Below are 16,984 nucleotides of genomic sequence, written 5' to 3' on the forward strand. Positions count from 1 at the left end.
CTCGTACGGTCAGTCGTTCGTGCGTCCCTTGAGGCGCCGCACGTCGAAGGACCAGATGCCGCGCCCATGGGTGGCGGCGTACAGGTTGCTGTCCGGGCCGAGCCTGAGCTGCATGACCGCTGTGGTGGGCAGGTTGGTGCCGAGGACCTGCCAGTCGGTGGTCCCGGCCGGGCGGTAGAAGGTGGCCAGGTCGGTGCCGAGGGCGAGGCCGCCATTGGGCAGCAGCTTCACCGAGTTGGCGGGGACGTCGGGCAGGTTGGCCGAGATGTCCGTCCAGTCGGTCCCGCCGTTCTTGGACTCGAAGACGTGGCCGTACCCGGCACCTGGACCTTCGGTCCACTTGCGGGAGAAGCCGTTGACGGCGACGTAGACGTGCTGGGCGTTGGCCGGGTCGACGTCGAAGGCGGAGATGTAGCGGTTGGGGATGGTGCCGTCGACCGGGAGGTTCAGCTGGTGCCAGCCGGTGCCGTCGGCGTTGCCGACCGCGATGCCCCGGGTGAAGCCCTGGTTGTTGCAGGGCCCGCACCAGCCGACGTAGACCGTGCCGCCGGAGGAGGCGACGGCGGTGGCGACGTGGCCGTCACCGAGGTCGTACGCGTTCTTCCACTCCGCGCCCGAGCGGATCGCGAAGCCCTTGTGCTGCACCCACACGTGCCGGCCGCCTGCGACCCAGGTGTTGGTGTCCTTGGTGTCGGAGGTGATGGGTGCGATGAAGCGTGCTCCGGCGCCGCCGAGGTCCTTGTCCGGCGGGGCGACCTCGTACTCGGTGGCCTTGGTGGGGTCGGTGCTCCAACTGCCGTTGTTCACACCGCAGTTCTGGGTGACCCACATGTCCAGGTAGACGTATTCCTGGGCGATGTTGCAGCCGTTGTTCGGGTCGGTGATGGTGTCGGCGCCGTCGCCGCCGAAGTTGGATCCCATGACCTTGTCGCGGCCGCGCAGGATGGACTGCCCGTTGTCCTGGAGGCCGCCGGTGACCGAGACGCCGCCGTAGGTGAGGTCCTTGCCGACGCCCACCGAGTAGTACTGGAGGGTGTCGATGGTGCCGTCGTTCAGCGACTGCCAGTCCTTGGCGTGGCCGCCGGAGTCGACCGCTCCGTTCAGCGGGCGGCGGTAGATGCCGCCGTCGTTGCCCACGTAGGCGTACGTCTTGCCCTTGAGGCTGCCGATGGCGACGGCGTGCTGGTCGGAGTGGGTGGTGGGGGAGCAGTCACCGGTCTGCTTGGTGGGGTCGACGCTCCAGCACGGGAACGGGAAGTTCCAGTACGGGCCGGGGGTGATCCAGCTCGTGCCGCCGTTCTTCGTCTCGAAGACCTCTTCCAAGCCCAGGTAGACGTGGTCGGCATTGTTCGGGTCGACCTGGAGGAACTGGTTGTACCAGGACTGGATGCCCGGCATGTAACCGGCGCCCTGCAGCGCCGAGCCCGACGCCTTGAGCTTGGTGTAGTCGGCGATCAGCGTCCACGGACCGAACGGGGAACCGGACTTGGAGACGTAGACGCCCTTGAGGCCGCTGTCCGGGTTGGACGCCATCTGCGCCGGCGACTGGTCGATGGCGTACAGCCGCGAGCCATCGGCCGCCGCGCCGAACGTCACATTGCCGACGTTCGCGCTGTCGGTCGGCAGATCGCCGAGTCCGGACGCTGGCTTCCAGCTGCCGTCCGCCTGCTTGGTGTAGAGCCCGTTGTAGGTGTCGCCGCCGCGCCAGCCGACTGCAAGGAGCACCTTGTTCGGCTCCTTGGGGTCGACCGCGATGTCGTTGGCGATGTTCTTGTACGGGGCCGACTCGTCGGCGGCCTTCGAACCGCCCGGCAGGTAGTCCGGGTTGGGGGCGAACTCCAGCTTCCACGGGCCCGACAGGGTGGTCGTGGAGTGCGACCACACGCCCCGGCTGGTGGCCGCCCACACGGTGGTTCCGGCGAACCGGAGGGCGTGGATCGTGGTGCTCTCCAGTTCGGCGCCGCCGACCCGCCCGCCGGGCTGGAACTGGCCGTGCTGCGGGTCGGGCAGGACGTAAACACCCGTTCCCACGTACGAAGTTGCTCCGGTGTTGGACTCGCCGGTCGCGTACCAGAGGCGCTTCGAGGCGTCGAGCGTCAGGGCGCCCGTTGACAGGGAGGGCAGCTTGTCGGCGATGGGCTGCCAGTTGCCGCCGCCGGTCTTCGATCGGAAGACGCCTCCGTTGGCGCCGCCCGCGTAGACGTAGCCCTGGTCGTCGGCGGCGATGCCGGTGATGCGGCCGGTCACATTCCCGGAGCCGCCGCTGGAGTTGGAGTTGATGTCGCGGTAGCGCGGGTCGTCGGAGTTGTATGCCTTCTTGGTGACGTGGTCCCAGTCGCCATTGGTGTGCTTCATCGACTGGAGCTGGGCCCAGGCCGCCCCGTACGCGCCGGGCGCGACCACGCCGGGGGCGGTGCGGGCCTCGGTGTACTGGGCGGTGCCTTCGGCGGAGTTCTCCGCCTCGTCCGAGCCGCCACCGCCGTTCTCGGACGCGGCGAAGGCGGACTTGCCGGAATGCAGGGCCTTGATGTGCTGGCGGCCGATGTCTGCCTGGTGGCGCGCGTTCCAGGGCCTGGGTCTGATGTCTGCTGATGCCGCGAACGCCTGGGTGCTCACCAGTGCGAACGCGGCGGCCACGACGGTGCAGGTTATGAACCGCCGCCGATGCCGTTGGAGCATCATGCGCTTTCCTCCCTGCGGCGGGCACGGGGTATGACCCGACGCGGGGAAGATCTTGGCGTGTTCGTGACAGTCCGGAAAGGGGCCGGGGAAAATATGGTGTGGAGTTTGCCGTTCCAGCCCTCTGCGGCGGCAATTCATGGTCAGCATCGGCTACTTGGGGGTCCAGGCGATCGCCCCGAAGAGGGCGGGTACAGCCGGATGGTCCGGCTGTACCCGCGGGTGCTTCAGGGGGTGTGCTGTCAGCGTGCGGTGGGCAGGGGGCGATGCCCCGGCGTGGCCGCCGATGTGCCCGGCGCGTACACCGGGCCTCGCTCGGCCTTGATGTGTCCGCCCTTCAGGGCGAGTCCGCCGACTGTGTAGAGGCCCTCGTCGAAGGCTTGGCCGTTGGTGGGGGCCTTGCCGACGGCGAAGACGGCAACGGACTTGCCGTTGACGACGGAGGCGGAGATGTAGTCGCCGACCATGCTGCCCTGGGTGGAGCTGGCGATCTGGGACAGGGACATGGGTCCGGCGACGGTCTGCGCGGTGCTCCAGGTCGATCCGCCGTCGGTCGAGGAGATGAAGCCGACCTCCAACTGGCAGGTGGAGGCGGTGCAGTTGGAGCTCGGGTAGAAGTAGTAGTAGACGCCGATCTTGGCGGTGGCGCCGGAGGTGGCGTGGTCGACGCCGATGCCGGGGATGAAGTGGTCGGCGCCGGAGGTGACCGGGTCGATGGGCACGCGGGTCACGGCCGACCAACTGGTGCCGTTGGTGGAGGTCGAGTAGACGATGTCGTTGGAGGGGCAGCCGGAGCGGAAGCGGCAGTCCTGCCAGGCGACGTAGATCTTGCCGGAGGCGTCGATCTCGGCGGACGGCAGGCCGTCACCGCTGCGCAGCCCGCCGGAGACGGTGGCCGAGGAGACGTTCGCGACCAGCGACGAGGAGCCCCAGGAGGCGCCGCCGTCGGTGGACGTGAAGGCGCGTACCGAGCTGCCGTTGGTGGAGAAGGGGACGACGACGTTGCCGCTGGGCTGCACCAGGGGCTGGCCGCCGAGGCCGGAGTCGCCGCTGGCCGGGCTGGTGGGGGTGGACCAGGTGGCGCCGCCGTCGGTCGACGTACTCATGATCACGCGGTTGCCGGAGGAGGTGAGGTCGACTTCGATGTAGCAGTTGCCGTAGTGGGCGCTGGTGGACGTGTTGTCGCAGACGATCCATTCCTTGTCGTAACCCTGGCCGTCATTGCCGACCGCCATGACCGGGTTCTGCCAGGTCAGGCCGTCGGAGGAGCGGCTGACGGTGACACCCGCTCCGTTCACGTTGGCGTCGATGACCAGGCCGGTGACCATCCAGGTGCCGTGCCTGGCGTCGTAGGCGACGGCCGGGTCGGAGACCCGGGCCCAACTGCCCCCGCCTTGATAGGTGGTGATGCCCGGCAGCATGCCGTGCTGCCAGGTGGTGCCGCCGTCGGTGGAGGTGTTCCAGCCGATGTCCGAGGCCCCGCCGTCAGTGAACCGCCCGACCTGCGAGGAGGCGACGATCGTGTTGTCGTAGGCGAAGGTGTCCGGCTCCAGCTCGGTGGCGTGCTGGCTGGTGCTGTTGGTGAACGGGTCGGTGCTGACCCGGGTCAGGGTCGGTCCGGTGCCGTTCACGGTCAGGGTGAAGGTGGCGGAGTGGGTGGCAGACGGGCTGGTGCCGGTGACGGTGATCGGATACGTGCCGGACGGAGTGCTCGTGGAGGTGCTGACCGTCAGCGTGGATGAGCCGCCCGCCGTGACGGAGGCCGGGCTGAACGCGGCACTCGCCCCGGACGGCAGGCCGCTCGCCGACAGGTTCACGGTCTCGGCGGTGCCGGAGACGACGGCCGTGGAGATCGTGGAGGTGGCGGCGCTGCCCGCGTTCACGGTGGCGGAGTTCGGGCTGTCGGCGATCGAGAAGTCATTGGCGACGGTGCCGGAGACCGCTATGTCGTCGTAGAGGGTGTAGGTGGGGTCGCCTGCGTAGTTGTCGTCCTTGCTGATCAGGGTGAGGGTGTAGGAGTGCCCGGCGGTGAGCGCGGTGGTCTTCTGCTTCCAGCCCTGGTTGTTGGTGCAGGTCTTGGCCAGTGGCGTGGTCGTGGTGCCGGTGGTGTTGTCCTTGAGGGTCGCGGTCGCCCAGTCGTACGTCACGGTGTCCGGGCAGAACACGTCGTACCAGAAGCTGAGCGAGGGGGAGCCGCCCGGTGCGGTGAAGGTCTGCGCGATCGAGGAGTTCCCGTTGGTCGGTGAGGTGCCGCCGACTTGCGCCGCGTAACTGCCGCTGTGGGCACCGGAGTTGACGACCGCGGTCGTTCCGGCGGTGGTCCAGCCGGACAGGGTGTCGGTCTCGAAGCCGCCGTTGGTGACGTCGGCGGAGGCGGGCTGGGCGAACAGGACACCCGCGAAGGCGATGGCGGTGACACTTGTCGCGGCGATCAGGCCGCGGCGTAACGATGCTCGTGGCATAGAGATATCCCTTGGACGGAGTGGAAGAGGGGGAGCGGGCCGTCGACAACCCGGCGGCGGCCCGCTCGTTGAGGGGCCCTGGGGATCAGGCCGTGGTGGCGTCGTCGTAGAGGGTGTAGGTGGGGTCGCCCGGGTAGTTGTCGTCCTTGCTGATCAGCGTCAGCGTGTAGGAGTGCCCGGCGGTGATCGCCGATGACGCCTGCTTCCAGCCCGCGCCGTTGGTGCAGGCCTTGGCCAGAACGGTGGCCGTGGTGCCGGTGGTGTTGTCCTTCAGTGTGGCGGTCGCCCAGTCATAGGTGACGGTGTCCGGGCAGAACACGTCGTACCAGAACGACACCGTGCTGCTGCCGGACGGTGCGGTGAAGGTCTGCGCGATTGAGGAGTTGCCGTTGGTGGGTGATGTGCCGCCGACGCGGGCGGCGTAGGTTCCGCTGTGGACGCCGGAGTTGACGAGCGTGGTGGTTCCGGTGGTGGTCCAGCCGGACAGGGTGCCGGTCTCGAAGCCGCCGTTGGTGATCCCGCCGCCTGTGCCGCCGGTGACCGTCAGTGCGAACGGGGCGGTGTGGGTGGTGGACGGGCTGGTGCCGGCGACGGTGATCGTTGCGTTGCCGGACGGCGTGCTGGCCGAGGTGGTGATCGTCATGGTTGAGCTGCCGCCGGCGGTCACCGAGGCCGGGCTGAACGACGCGGTCGCCCCGGACGGCAGGCCGGTCGCGGAGAGGTTGATGGTCTCGGCGGTGCCTGAGGCCACGCTGGTGGTGACCATGGCCGTGGTCGATGATCCGGCTGTCACAGTTGCTGACGTCGGGCTCAGCGAGAGCGCGAAGTCATTGCTCGGCACACCGCAGTTGGGGAGGGTGAAGGAGGCGATGCGGGTGTGCCAGTTGAAGCTGCCGTTCGCCGGTTCGTACTCGTCCGTGTACCAGAAGGTGCAGTCGTCGCTCGGGTCGACGGCCATCGAGGTGTAGTCGCCCCAGCGGCTATAGGAGGTCTGCGAGCCGCCGCCGGTGGTGATCGTGGATTCGGCCTGTGTCATCGTGCCCGGTGCGTCGGCGGCCAGCCGTCCGGTGAACCGGATCGACGGGTGTGTGGAGGACGAGGACTGCGAGTAGCCGAGTGCGGTGTTGCCGGCTTTGTCCTGGGCGATGGAGCCCATCCAGCGGTAGGTGGCGTCCGGGGCGTAGGTGCCCTGCTGGTAGACGGTCGGGTTGCCGCCGGACAGGCGCAGCTCGTACCAGCGCACCCCCACCGAACTCCCGGCCGTCACGGCGTGGTTGACCACCAGGGACTCGTGGTCGCCGAAGTTGCGGTAGGCCAGGCGGTACATCGTCCGGTCGGACAGCGAGTCCAGCTGCTGACTGGTGCCGCCCTGCGGGATGCAGGTTCCCGAGGCGCCGCAGGCCGTCGTGTAGGCCGCGACGGTCAGCGAATTGGGGCCGGTGAAGCTGGAGTTGGCGGGTGTGCTCCAGTCGACGTGGAACTTGAAGTACGCCAGTGTCGTGCTCGTCGTCCCCAGCCCGACCAGGAGTTCCGGCTCGCCGGACGGCGGTGCGGTGGAGCCGTCGAGGTCGGAGCCGAGCAGTCCGCCGTACGAGGACGAGGTGGTGTAGCACTGCTGGGTGGCGGCCGCCCCGGTGAGCATGTTCGCCCGGTCCATCGCGCAGACTTCCGCGTTCAGGAAGGTCCCGGACGGGGTGAACATGTTGTACGTGACGTAGTACGCGTCCGGCCACACCGAGATCTTGGGGTAGTCCGGGAAGTTGGCGTACTGGTAGGAGTACCGGTTGTACGAGCCGGTGGCATCCGCGCTGGTGGAGACGGCCACGCACTCGTAGTACGGTCCGGCGGACGAGGTGACGTTCGCGAACTGCGTGATCACCCACTGGTTGGCCAGGGTGTCCCAGCGGACGGTGGCGTCCCCGTCGTTGGCCGACTGGCAGGAGCCGCCGAAGCCGGACCACAGTGCGTTGGTGTTCGTCGGGCCCAGGATCGTCGCGCCGGTCTTGGAATACACGGCGTAGGCGGTGTTGACGACCTCGAGGATCTGGGTGGAGCCGACCGCGGCGTTCGGGTCCGGCGGCACCCCGGTGACCGAATAGTTGGCGGCGCCGATCCCCTCGAAGTTGCTGGTGGTGGACGGCGCGGACTGCCCGCCGGGGGAGTGCTGCACCACCGGGTCCGGGACCTTGGAGGCGGGCGGGTGAGGGAGGCGCTGCTCGTGGTCGGGTTGGTTGTGCGGGGCGCGCGGGCCGGCCGCGGCGGCGTGCAGGGAGCGCAGTGGGGGAGAGGTGTCGTGGTGGACGGCCGGTCCGGAGTCGGCCGAGTGCTGGGCCGCCGGAGCAGGGGTGGGGGCGGGGGACGCGTGGGCGGCGGGTACGGCGAACCAGGCGGCCGGGACCAGGGCCAGCGAGGCGGCGAGGGCGACGAATCTTCGTCTGCCGGATAGGGAGCGTGGCACTGAACATCCTTTCTGGCACCCGGAATTGGACCGGGAACGGTGGGGGAAGGACGTTCACGCAAAGGTGCACGCGTGTTCGCAGTCCGGGAGTTTCGTCCTGGACATGCCACCACGCAAGAGTGGTGGCAGAAACACGTCGGCGGGAAACCGAGAATTTACGGAGACCGCCGGGGCGGGCGGTGCTCAGCCGAACGCTCGGGGGTGCGCGCCAGGTGGTTCGCGGCCGCGCGCCGGGAGGTTCGCCGGTACGCGCTGCCTTGACGTCGGAAGCTGCCGGAGGGACGGTCGGGGGTAACGGCAACCGCGTGCCGGGTGCCCCGCCCGCCCGGGGTGCCCTTCACCTCCGGCTGCGGAGGGAGGCGTGATGAGATCACCCGGCCTGCCAACTGTCGCTCTTGCGCTGGCGGTTGCCGCGGCGGCCCTGACCGCCTGCGGGTCCGGCACCGTCACGACCGCCCCACCGGCCGGTGGCCCGACGGCCACAACCAGGCCCCCGGTACCCGGACCGCCCACCGCCACGTCCGCCGCGCCGCCGCCGAGCCCCTCACCGCCGACGAGCAGGACCACCGCCCCGACGGCACCTCGGGACGGCTGCCTGAGCGGCACCCTGCAGGTGCTCCATCCGGGCGCCGACAACCCGCTGCGCAGCGCCTGCGTCCGCCCCGGGGCCGAGATCGTGGTCACCCTCACCGCGAGGGCTTCCTACCAATGGGCACCCGTGGCCACTTCAGCCCCCGCCGTCGTCGCCGTCGTGCACAGCCATACCGGCCCCGACCGCACCACGACGACGACACTCCGCGCGCTCCTCCCCGGTACGGCCGACCTGACCTCGGCCGACACCTTCACGCCCGATCCGCACGGCCCGCCGTCCGACGGCTGGCAACTGAGCGTGTACGTCAGCCTCTTGCGCGGGCGTACTGAAACGGGGCGCTGATACGGGGCTCAGGGGGCGTCAGCCGTGACCCGCACCGACAGCCGCCACAGCAGCGTCTGCGGACCGAAACGGTCACCCCGGAACGACGACGTCGACCGCAACTCCGCCTCGCCCTCCCCGCGGGCACGGACCGTCGCACGGATCACGCCCTCGCGGGACTCGGCGGAGACGAGGACCAGCGGCCCCTCGGCCCCGGTGACCGGCGCCCAGGCATAGCCCACCGTCCCGTGCAGAGCGAGAACGATCTCGTCCCCGACCCGTACCGACAGTTCCGTACTGCGGGGATCCCCTGGGTGGTAGGTGACATGCACCGGCGCCGCACCTTCCTCGGCCACAGGCTTGAGCATAGGGGCGGCCACGGCCGCGCTGCTAGCCGCGTGGTCGGTTCCCCGCCATGCCGAATCCGCACGGGATCGCTGACGCGAGTGGTGGCAGGGTCTGATCAACGGCGTCGTGGAGACGGACGCCGACTGACGGGTCCGGCCGCCGGTGGCGCATGGGAGGATGCGGCCACTATGAGTGTCTCCATGATGGTACGGGGCGTGCGCGCGGCGGTGTTCGCCGCGATGTGCGTGCTGCTCGCCGTCGGGGGGCATGGCCTGGCGATGGGCGAGCTGCCGCCGCTGTGGGCGGACGGTGCCGGATTCCTCGGGATCTTCGTCCTCGGCTTCCTGCTCGGGGGCCGCGAGCGTTCACTGGCAGGGATCGGGAGCGCGACCCTCGCCGGGCAGGCGGGCCTGCACTGCGCCTACGAGGCCGCCCGGCCCCGCACCGCGATGGCCATGCACGGCATGCGGATGACGCATGCCCACGCGGTGACGCCCCATGCCGTCGCGGCCCACACCGCGGCCGCGCTGGTCGCGTCCTGGTGGCTGCGGCGCGGGGAGGCGGCCGTCTGGTCCCTGCTGCGCAGAGCCGTGGCGTTCGTTCCCGGCCTCGCGGCCTGGTGGCGGGCCGGGACGGATGTGCTTCCGGCCCCCGCACGCCGTGGACCCGTACGACGCTCGGGGGCGGCCCCGCAGGTGCTGAGGCAGGTGCTGCTCCGGTACGCCGTGTCCCGTCGGGGGCCGCCGTCGGCGCTGTCGTACACGCGCTGACCCCAACCCGCCGTCTCCCCTTCGGAGTTCCGCTCATGATCCCCATACGCACCTCTCTTCGGCGTGCCCTGCGCCGGACCGGACTCGCGGCCGCGCTCGCGTCGGCCGGAGTCCTGGCCGCCGCCGGCGTGGCCTTCGCCCATGTCACCGTCCACCCCGGCAGTTACGCGAAGGGCGCCACGGACGGCGTCCTGACCTTCCGCGTCCCTAACGAGGAGGACAACGCGAGCACCACGAAGATCCAGGTCTTTGTGCCCACCGACCACCCCCTGCTGGGCGTCCTGGTCACTCAGACGCCGGGCTGGACGGCCCAGGTGACGACCGCCAAGCTCAAGACCCCGGTCAAGACCGACGACGGCACCATCACCGAGGCCGCCTCGGAGATCACCTGGACCGGCGGCAAGATCGATCCCGGCCAGTACCAGGACTTCAACGTCGCCTTCGGCCAACTGCCCGCCGACACCGACCAGCTGTCGTTCAAGACCCTGCAGACCTACTCCGACGGCAAGACGGTCCGCTGGATCGACGAGGCCAAGCAGGGCCAGCCCGAACCGGCGAATCCGGCGCCGGTCCTGAGCCTCACCAAGGCGGCGACCGGGGACAGCGGGGCGGCCCCCGCGTCCCCGAGCGTCTCGCCCGCAGCCCCCAAGGCCGGCGCCGCGTCGTCCAGTGACGGCACAGCCCGTGGCCTGGGCATCGCGGGACTCGTCGTCGGCGTGCTGGGCCTGGCCGCCGCCGTGATCGCGATCCGTCGCGGACACCGGTCGCCACAGGTCTGACCCGACGGTGGTCCGACCCGTCCCGGAGAACCGGTGACGGGGCGGACCACCGCTCCCGTGTGACCCACGCCACCTGGGCGGCCCGGAACCCGCGCCCTCGACGGGCCGACTCCTCGAACGGCGCGCGGTGCCGGAGCACCGCCGCCACCGCACCACTTCGGGAGAACGGTGATGGCAGAACCACAACAGCCTCGTCCCGGCGCCATGCCGGTGTCGCGTCGCTTCGCGCCGCCGCCCGCACTCTGCGGATTCCTGCTCCTCCTCGCGCTGATCCTCTGGGTCTCGTACGAAGTCGGCGGCGCGGTCGGCCCGGTCGCACCCGGCATGCACCACACGGGGACCGGCTCTGGGGGCGGCCCGGCACCTCAGCGCGAGGGCGGCGGCATGGGGGACATGGGCGGCATGCACGGAGGCGGCGGACGATGACCCCCGAAACCTCCGGCGGATCCGGTGCCTTCGGCGCCCCCGAAGCCTCCGGCGAATCCGTGGCCACTGACCTGATCATCGGCGGCATGACCTGCGCGGCCTGTGTGAAGCGTGTCGAGAAGCGGCTCGGTCGGATCGACGGCGTGAGCGCGACCGTGAACTTGGCCACCGGGCGGGCGCGGGTCAGCCACCCGCCGGGCCTCGCCGCCGACGAACTGGTCGCGGCCGTCGAACGGGCGGGATACACGGCCGAGCTCCCGGCCCCGCCCGCACAGGAAGAGGAGCGGCCCGAGGCCGTGCGGGCGCACGTGGAGCGGGACCGGCTCGTGGTGGTCGCGGTGCTCGCGCTGCCCGTCCTCGTGCTGTCGATGGTGCCCGCAGGACAGTTCCGCAACTGGCAGTGGCTCTGCTTCATGCTCGCCGCGCCGGTCGCGGTGTGGGGAGCATGGCCCTTCCACGTCCGCGCGCTGCGCGGGCTGCGGCATTCCGCCGCGACCATGGATACCCTCGTCTCCCTCGGCGTGGCCGCGTCCTTCGGCTGGTCGGCGTACGCCCTCTTCCTGGGCGGCGCGGGCACGCCCGGCATGCGCATGCCGTTCAGCCTGGTGCCCTCCGCCGACGACGGCACGGCGCACCTGTACTTGGAGGCCGCCGTCGGCGTTCCGCTGTTCGTGCTGACCGGACGGTTCCTGGAGGCGCGCGCCCGGCACGGCACCGGAGCCGCGCTGCGCTCCCTCGCGAACCGCGCCGCCAAGGACGTCTCAGTGCGGGAGGGCGGCCGTGAACGCCTCATCCCCATCAGGCAGTTGACGGTTGGTCAGGACTTCGTGGTGCGGCCGGGGGAGCGGGTCGCGACCGATGGGGTGGTCGTGGAGGGTAGCTCCGCCGTGGACCTGTCGCTGGTGACCGGCGAGAGCGAGCCGGTCGAGGTCGGACCGGGCTCGACCGTGGTCGGCGGCGCCGTCAACGCAGGTGGGCTGCTGCTCGTCCGGGCCACCGCCGTCGGCGCCGATACCCAGCTCGCGCGGATCACCCGCCTCGTCACCGAGGCCCAGGCGGGCAAGGCCCGCGCCCAGCGCCTCGCCGACACGGTCGCCGGGGTCTTCGTGCCGACGGTCCTCGCGCTCGCCGTGACCGTGCTCGGCTTCTGGCTCGGCGCGGGAGCGGACCCCCAGGCGGCGATCACCGCGAGCGTGGCGGTCCTGGTCGTTGCCTGCCCCTGCGCCCTGGGACTTGCCACCCCCACCGCTTTGATGGCGGCCACCGGGCGCGGCGCCCAGCTCGGCGTCCTGGTCAGTGGGCCGCGGGCACTGGAGGCGCTGCGGCACATCGACACCGTCGTCCTGGACAAGACCGGCACGCTCACCTCCGGCCACATGATGGTGGCCCGGGTCACCGCGGCGCCGGACGGCATCGGCAAGGGGGCCGCACTGCGGCTCGCCGGAGCCGTCGAGCAGGGCTCGGAACACCCCCTGGGCAGGGCGATCACCGCGCATGCTCAACGAGCGCTGCCGGAGCGGCCCTTGCCCGAGGTGGCCGAATTCCGAGCCACGGCCGGGCGGGGTGTCACCGGGCGGGTGGACGGCCGACTGGTCGAAGTCGGCGCGCCTCCAGCCGAGTTGAGCGGACCGCTGGGTGTCGCGCTCGCCGAGGCCGAGGCCGCCGCGCACACCGCCGTCCTGGTCCGGGTGGACGGCGTACCCGAGGCTGTCATCGAGGCCGGCGACCTGGTGCGGCCCGGTAGTTACCGGGCCGTCGACCGGCTCCGGCGGCTCGGGGTGCGCCCGGTCCTGGCCACTGGCGACCGGGAGGCGACCGCCCGCGCCGTCGCGGACGACCTCGGTATCACCGACGTACGGGCCCGATGCTCCCCGGAGCAGAAGGCTGATCTGGTACGGGAGTTGAGAGAGCGCGGGCATCGGGTGGCGGTCATCGGCGATGGTGTGAACGATGCCGCCGCGCTGGCCGGCGCCGACCTCGGCATCGCCATGGGCGGCGGTACGGACGTGGCCATCGGGGCCGCCGATGTGACGCTGGTGCGCGGCAGCATCGAAGCCGTCGCGGACGCCGTTTTGCTGGCCCGGCGGACGCTGGCCATCATCCGCGTCAATCTCGTCTGGGCCTTCGGCTACAACGCGGTCACTCTGCCGCTCGCGGCCGTTGGCCTGCTCGATCCCATGGTGGCTGCCGTCGCGATGTCGGCCAGCTCGCTCCTCGTGGTCGGCAACAGCCTCCGGCTGCGCACCTGGCAGCCGTGGCGGGCCCCGAGGGGCGGCAGGCGATGACCGCCCGCCCGTGGCGGCTCGCGCGCCGTCGGTTCGCCGACGGTGTCGCCGCCGCCCTCGTACCTGTGGCGGCCTGTGCGGTCGCTCTGGGCGGCCTCACCGCCTGGACCGGCGCGGGTCTTGCCCGAACCCAGGCCCGCATCGAGGTGTCGGACGGGCGCGTTTTCCTGCCGTCCGGCCAGGCGCGTGAGACGGCCGTCTTCTTCCGGATCTCCAACACGGGAGGTTCCGCAGACCGGTTGACCAACGTCACCTCCCCGGTGACGGGCGCCGGCATGCTCGCGCGCGAGCTCCGCACGGCGGACGGCCGGGCGGGGTCCATGGCCGTGCTGGACTCGGTCACCCTCCCGGCCGGTGCGGCCCTGGACATGGCACCCGGTGGTACGGACGTCATGGTGCAAGGGGATGCGCGGTGGCGCGCGGGCGACCGGGTGCCGTTCGTCCTGCACTTCGAACGCGGCGTAAGTGTCGCCGTCGAGGCCGTGGTGATCCGCCCCGGCACCGGCTGACCCCCTTCCACGCCGGGAGGCATCGCGCCGCGCAGTCCGACTGCTGAGGAGCGACGCCGACCGTAATGTCCTTGACAGCGAGGGGTGTTGAGCGATGGGCAAGAAGCAGGGGCAGAGTCGTCGAGGGGTGTTGCGGACCGCGGTGGCGGGAGGGCTCGGGCTTGCGGCCACTATCGGAGCAGGCGGTCAGGCCCGGGCGGCGGAACCTGGAGTGTTGAGTGTCGCCGTGCTGCTCTACGACGGGTTCACCGCGCTGGATGCGGTGGGACCGTATGAGGTGTTGTGCAGGCTGCCGAGAACGCGCGTGACGATGGTGGCCAAACAGTCCGGTCCGGTCCGCACCGACACCGGGCAGCTGACCCTCGTCGCTGAACACGCCTTGCATGAAGTGCGGCGCACCGACGTGCTGTTGGTTCCCGGTGGGGGCAACCGGGGGACCGTGGCGATGATGAAGGACACCGGGGTCCACGACTGGATTCGGCGCATTCACCAGCACGCCGCGTGGACCACATCCGTGTGCACGGGCTCGCTAATCCTGGGCGCCGCCGGGCTGCTGCGGGGCCTGCCGGCCACCACGTACTGGGCATCGCGCCCGTTCCTCAAGGACGCCGGTGCGACGTATGCGCCGGGCCGTTTCGTCGAGGCCGGGAAGATCATTACAGCGGCTGGTGTCTCCGCGGGACTCGACATGGGCCTGCATCTCGCGGCCCGCCTGTCCGGCGAAGAGGTGGTGCAGGCGATGCAGCTCGCCGTCGAGTACGACCCCGACCCGCCGTACGACACCGGCAGCCCGGAGAAGGCCGGGGAGGAACTCCAGAAGCTGGCTCTGAAACTGCTCGCCGACGCCGCCCGCTGAGCCCTCACCCCGAACCCGTGGGAACTACCCGCACCTTCCGTCCGACTCCTGTCGAGAACAAGGAGGTGGGATGGACGGGTTGGACGTACGGCTGCGCGAGGTCGCGTGCCGTCATGGCCGGGTGGACGCCGTGTGCGACGTGGACCTCGACATCGCGGCGGGCGAACGGGTCGCGATCACCGGCACCAACGGGTCGGGCAAGACCACGCTGATACGGGCCGTGCTCGGCCTGCACCGCCAGGCGGGCGGCCGGATCCTGGTCGGCGGCCGGGACACGCGCACCGCGGCGGAGTGGGCCTGGCGGCGGCGGGCCTGCGCCTGGGTGCCGCAGAAGCCCGCCGTCGGCAGGTTCCCGCTCCTGGCCCGCGAGTTGCTCGCGAGCAGCGGATCCGCGGCCGAGGCCGACGAGGCGGCACACAAGCTGGGTGTCGGCCCGCTCGCGGACCGGCCGCTCCACACGTTGTCCGGCGGCCAGCTCCAGCGCATGTACCTGGCCCGCGCGGTCGGCTGCGTCGCCGCCGGGGCGGGGGTGGTCCTCGCCGACGAACCCACGGCCGCCCTCGACTTCTCCGGCCAGGAGGAGGCGGCCGACGTGTTGCTCTCCTTGCCGGTGACGGTCGTGGTCGTGACGCACGACCGGGCGCTCGCCGACCGCTGCGACCGCGTCCTTGAGATGGCCGCGGGCCGCCTGCGAGAGGCGCCGGCGGCCACCGGGCCCAGGACCGGGGCGGGTGGTTCCCGGTGATCCGGGCCGTGCCCGAGATGGCGGCACCCCGGCTGTGGCAGGCTCCGGTAGCCACCGGCCAGAGGCGCGGCGCAGGTGAGGACCAGTGAACCTCGCCGCCGCCGACCTCGGCCAGCTCCTTCAGCTCCTGCCCGTCCAACGGGCCGGTGCCGCCCTGCTGTTGGCGGCTGTCGGCCTGCCCATCGTCGGTGTCGTGATCGTCGGGCTCGACATCATGCCGGTGCGGTTCGCCATGATGCACGTCGCGCTGCTCGGCATCGCCGTCGGCCTGCTGACCGGCCTTGACCCCATGCTCTGCGCCCTGGTCGCCTGCGCGCTCGCGGGCGGCGCGGTGGCCCCGCTGGCCCGTACCCCGGACGGCCTGTCGGGCGCGATGGGTCTGCTGATGAGTCTGGCCATCGCGGCCGCGCTCCTCGTCCTGGCGGTCTCCGGGGTCAACGCCTCGGGCGCGTTCGCCCTGCTGTGGGGCTCGATCCTGTCCGTGGGCAACCCCGACCTGTGGGTGCTCGGCAGCCTGGCTGCCGCCGTACCGGCGTTGTTCTGGTGGCGGCGCCGGGATCTCGGACTGCTCCTGTACGACCGGGAACTCGCCATCAGTTCCGGCGTACGGGTCGACCGGCTGACCCTGCTGCTCCTGGTCCTGGTCGCCGTGGCGGTCGCCGGAGCCATCAAGCTCACCGGCGCCCTGCTCGTTGATGCGCTGACCCTGCTGCCCGCGCTCGCCGCTCGCCGCCTGGGCGCCTCCCTCACGTCCATCACCGCCTGGGCGGTCGGCATCGGCCTCGTCGTGAACGCGACCGGCTTCCTCGTCGCGCTCCGGCTCGACCTGCCGCCCGGCCCCGTGCTCGTCCTGACGGCGGGGGCACTGGTCCTCGCCGTCCACCTCGTCCCCGAACGGAGAATCAGCTCATGGCGCACCCCCGCGTCCGTATCCCTTCCCTCCTCGCACTGACCCTCGGCGCGGCCCTCGTACTGGCCACGGCCGGTTGCGGCTCAAGCGACACATCTGCCAAGAGCGCCTCCCCGTCGTCCGACGGCAAGCAGAAGAGCGCGCCGGTCGTGGTCGCCACCACCACCTGGGAAGGCGCGTTCGCCAAGGCTGCCGGCGCGCGGGACGTCAAGGTCATCGTCCCGCCGTCGGTGCACCACGCCCCCGACTACGACCCGAAGCCGTCCGACCTCGCGGCCGTCGCAGGCGCCGACTTCGTGCTGTACGCGCCGTTCGAACCGTACGCCGCGAAGATCAAGCAGGCGGCCGGATCGAAGGCGAAGCTGGTCGAGGTGAACCTCGACAACGACGCCGACAAGGCGACGGCGGAGGTCGCGAGCCTCGGCAAGCTCTTCGGCACGCAGGACGCCGCCGCCCGGTGGAAGACCTCCTTCGACGCCGAATACGGCACGCTTCAGCAGGACTTGAAGGCCGCGTGGCCCGGCGGCAAGGCGCCCGCCGTCGTAGCCCAGGTGTTCTCCACCTGGTCGGCGAAGATGGCGGGCGCGGAAGTCGTCGGAACGTATGGACCCGAGGCGGTGACGGCGCAGCAGCTGGCCGAGCTGTCGAAGAAGAAGCCCGCCCTGGTCCTGGACAACGTCCACATGACGACGGGCACCGTGCTCCCGGACTCCGGCGCCAAGCAGATCGAGGTCGTCAACTACCCGGACAAGGATCTCGACCTGCTGGCCGTCTACAAGGCCGCTGCGGCCGTCGTGAAGAAGGGGATGTCCGGCTCCTGACCCGGGAGTGAACCGTGGCGGTG

At 71.0% G+C, this 16,984-nt stretch carries 14 protein-coding genes; 10 read left to right on the forward strand and 4 right to left on the reverse strand.

Annotated features, from left to right (window positions below; translation table 11 throughout):
* Positions 1 to 9 precede the first annotated feature (9 nt).
* The 3 genes from ACIBK6_RS19125 to ACIBK6_RS19135 all read right to left on the reverse strand — a co-directional run bounded on the left by ACIBK6_RS19125 (position 10) and on the right by ACIBK6_RS19135 (position 7,599).
* Complete coding sequence (locus tag ACIBK6_RS19125) at positions 10 to 2,682, reverse strand: glycosyl hydrolase (protein ID WP_399052432.1); 2,673 nt, start codon at positions 2,680 to 2,682, stop codon at positions 10 to 12.
* A 239-nt stretch (positions 2,683 to 2,921) separates the two neighbouring features.
* Positions 2,922 to 5,141, reverse strand: a complete 2,220-nt coding sequence (locus ACIBK6_RS19130; protein WP_399052433.1) for an exo-alpha-sialidase — start codon at positions 5,139 to 5,141, stop codon at positions 2,922 to 2,924.
* Between the two features lie 85 nt (positions 5,142 to 5,226).
* Positions 5,227 to 7,599, reverse strand: a complete 2,373-nt coding sequence (locus tag ACIBK6_RS19135) for a hypothetical protein (protein ID WP_399052434.1) — start codon at positions 7,597 to 7,599, stop codon at positions 5,227 to 5,229.
* A gap of 364 nt (positions 7,600 to 7,963) precedes the next feature.
* On the opposite strand from ACIBK6_RS19135, the gene ACIBK6_RS19140 reads away from it, so the two are divergent.
* Complete coding sequence (locus tag ACIBK6_RS19140; RefSeq protein WP_399052435.1) at positions 7,964 to 8,533, forward strand: hypothetical protein; 570 nt, start codon at positions 7,964 to 7,966, stop codon at positions 8,531 to 8,533.
* 8 nt (positions 8,534 to 8,541) lie between these two features.
* On the opposite strand, the gene ACIBK6_RS19145 is transcribed toward ACIBK6_RS19140, so the two are convergent.
* Entirely contained in the window at positions 8,542 to 8,868 is a 327-nt protein-coding gene (locus tag ACIBK6_RS19145; RefSeq protein WP_399052436.1) for a hypothetical protein, read from the reverse strand.
* Positions 8,869 to 9,048: 180 nt separating this feature from the next.
* Here ACIBK6_RS19145 and ACIBK6_RS19150 point away from each other — a divergent pair, with 180 nt between their 5' ends.
* From ACIBK6_RS19150 to ACIBK6_RS19190, 9 genes are all read left to right on the forward strand, one after another.
* Entirely contained in the window at positions 9,049 to 9,630 is a 582-nt protein-coding gene (locus ACIBK6_RS19150) for a hypothetical protein (protein WP_399052437.1), read from the forward strand.
* Between the two features lie 35 nt (positions 9,631 to 9,665).
* Positions 9,666 to 10,409 (forward strand): YcnI family protein, encoded by a 744-nt coding sequence (locus ACIBK6_RS19155; RefSeq protein ID WP_399052438.1) that lies wholly within the window; start codon positions 9,666 to 9,668, stop codon positions 10,407 to 10,409.
* A 171-nt stretch (positions 10,410 to 10,580) separates the two neighbouring features.
* On the forward strand, positions 10,581 to 10,835 hold the full coding sequence (locus ACIBK6_RS19160) for a hypothetical protein (RefSeq protein ID WP_399052439.1): 255 nt from the start codon (positions 10,581 to 10,583) through the stop codon (positions 10,833 to 10,835).
* Between the two features lie 86 nt (positions 10,836 to 10,921).
* Positions 10,922 to 13,120 (forward strand): heavy metal translocating P-type ATPase, encoded by a 2,199-nt coding sequence (locus tag ACIBK6_RS19165; RefSeq protein ID WP_399052511.1) that lies wholly within the window; start codon positions 10,922 to 10,924, stop codon positions 13,118 to 13,120.
* Positions 13,117 to 13,629 (forward strand): copper chaperone PCu(A)C, encoded by a 513-nt coding sequence (locus ACIBK6_RS19170; RefSeq protein ID WP_399052440.1) that lies wholly within the window; start codon positions 13,117 to 13,119, stop codon positions 13,627 to 13,629. The genes ACIBK6_RS19165 and ACIBK6_RS19170 overlap by 4 nt, the downstream gene beginning before the upstream one ends.
* A gap of 214 nt (positions 13,630 to 13,843) precedes the next feature.
* On the forward strand, positions 13,844 to 14,485 hold the full coding sequence (locus tag ACIBK6_RS19175; RefSeq protein WP_399052441.1) for a DJ-1/PfpI family protein: 642 nt from the start codon (positions 13,844 to 13,846) through the stop codon (positions 14,483 to 14,485).
* A gap of 70 nt (positions 14,486 to 14,555) precedes the next feature.
* Entirely contained in the window at positions 14,556 to 15,230 is a 675-nt protein-coding gene (locus ACIBK6_RS19180) for a metal ABC transporter ATP-binding protein (protein WP_399052442.1), read from the forward strand.
* An 85-nt stretch (positions 15,231 to 15,315) separates the two neighbouring features.
* The gene (locus ACIBK6_RS19185) at positions 15,316 to 16,182 is read left to right on the forward strand and encodes a metal ABC transporter permease (RefSeq protein WP_399052443.1); all 867 of its coding nucleotides are present in this window, start codon (positions 15,316 to 15,318) and stop codon (positions 16,180 to 16,182) included.
* Positions 16,140 to 16,961: a metal ABC transporter solute-binding protein, Zn/Mn family gene (locus tag ACIBK6_RS19190; RefSeq protein ID WP_399052444.1), complete on the forward strand. Its 822-nt coding sequence runs from the start codon at positions 16,140 to 16,142 to the stop codon at positions 16,959 to 16,961. Before ACIBK6_RS19185 ends, ACIBK6_RS19190 begins: the two co-directional genes overlap by 43 nt.
* The last annotated feature ends 23 nt before the right edge of the window (positions 16,962 to 16,984 follow it).

It is taken from the genome of Streptomyces sp. NPDC050485, from assembly GCF_044458185.1.
Taxonomy (GTDB): domain Bacteria; phylum Actinomycetota; class Actinomycetes; order Streptomycetales; family Streptomycetaceae; genus Streptomyces.

What these genes read in the sequence shown, in the direction of transcription:
- ACIBK6_RS19170 (WP_399052440.1), top strand. Translation starts at nt 13,117, where the DNA reads ATGACCGCCCGCCCGTGGCGGCTCGCGCGCCGTCGGTTCGCCGACGGT.
- ACIBK6_RS19160 (WP_399052439.1), top strand. Translation starts at nt 10,581, where the DNA reads ATGGCAGAACCACAACAGCCTCGTCCCGGCGCCATGCCGGTGTCGCGT.
- ACIBK6_RS19180 (WP_399052442.1), top strand. Translation starts at nt 14,556, where the DNA reads ATGGACGGGTTGGACGTACGGCTGCGCGAGGTCGCGTGCCGTCATGGC.
- ACIBK6_RS19150 (WP_399052437.1), top strand. Translation starts at nt 9,049, where the DNA reads ATGAGTGTCTCCATGATGGTACGGGGCGTGCGCGCGGCGGTGTTCGCC.
- ACIBK6_RS19190 (WP_399052444.1), top strand. Translation starts at nt 16,140, where the DNA reads ATGGCGCACCCCCGCGTCCGTATCCCTTCCCTCCTCGCACTGACCCTC.
- ACIBK6_RS19165 (WP_399052511.1), top strand. Translation starts at nt 10,922, where the DNA reads ATGACCTGCGCGGCCTGTGTGAAGCGTGTCGAGAAGCGGCTCGGTCGG.
- ACIBK6_RS19125 (WP_399052432.1), bottom strand. Translation starts at nt 2,682, where the DNA reads ATGATGCTCCAACGGCATCGGCGGCGGTTCATAACCTGCACCGTCGTG.
- ACIBK6_RS19140 (WP_399052435.1), top strand. Translation starts at nt 7,964, where the DNA reads ATGAGATCACCCGGCCTGCCAACTGTCGCTCTTGCGCTGGCGGTTGCC.
- ACIBK6_RS19155 (WP_399052438.1), top strand. Translation starts at nt 9,666, where the DNA reads ATGATCCCCATACGCACCTCTCTTCGGCGTGCCCTGCGCCGGACCGGA.
- ACIBK6_RS19130 (WP_399052433.1), bottom strand. Translation starts at nt 5,141, where the DNA reads ATGCCACGAGCATCGTTACGCCGCGGCCTGATCGCCGCGACAAGTGTC.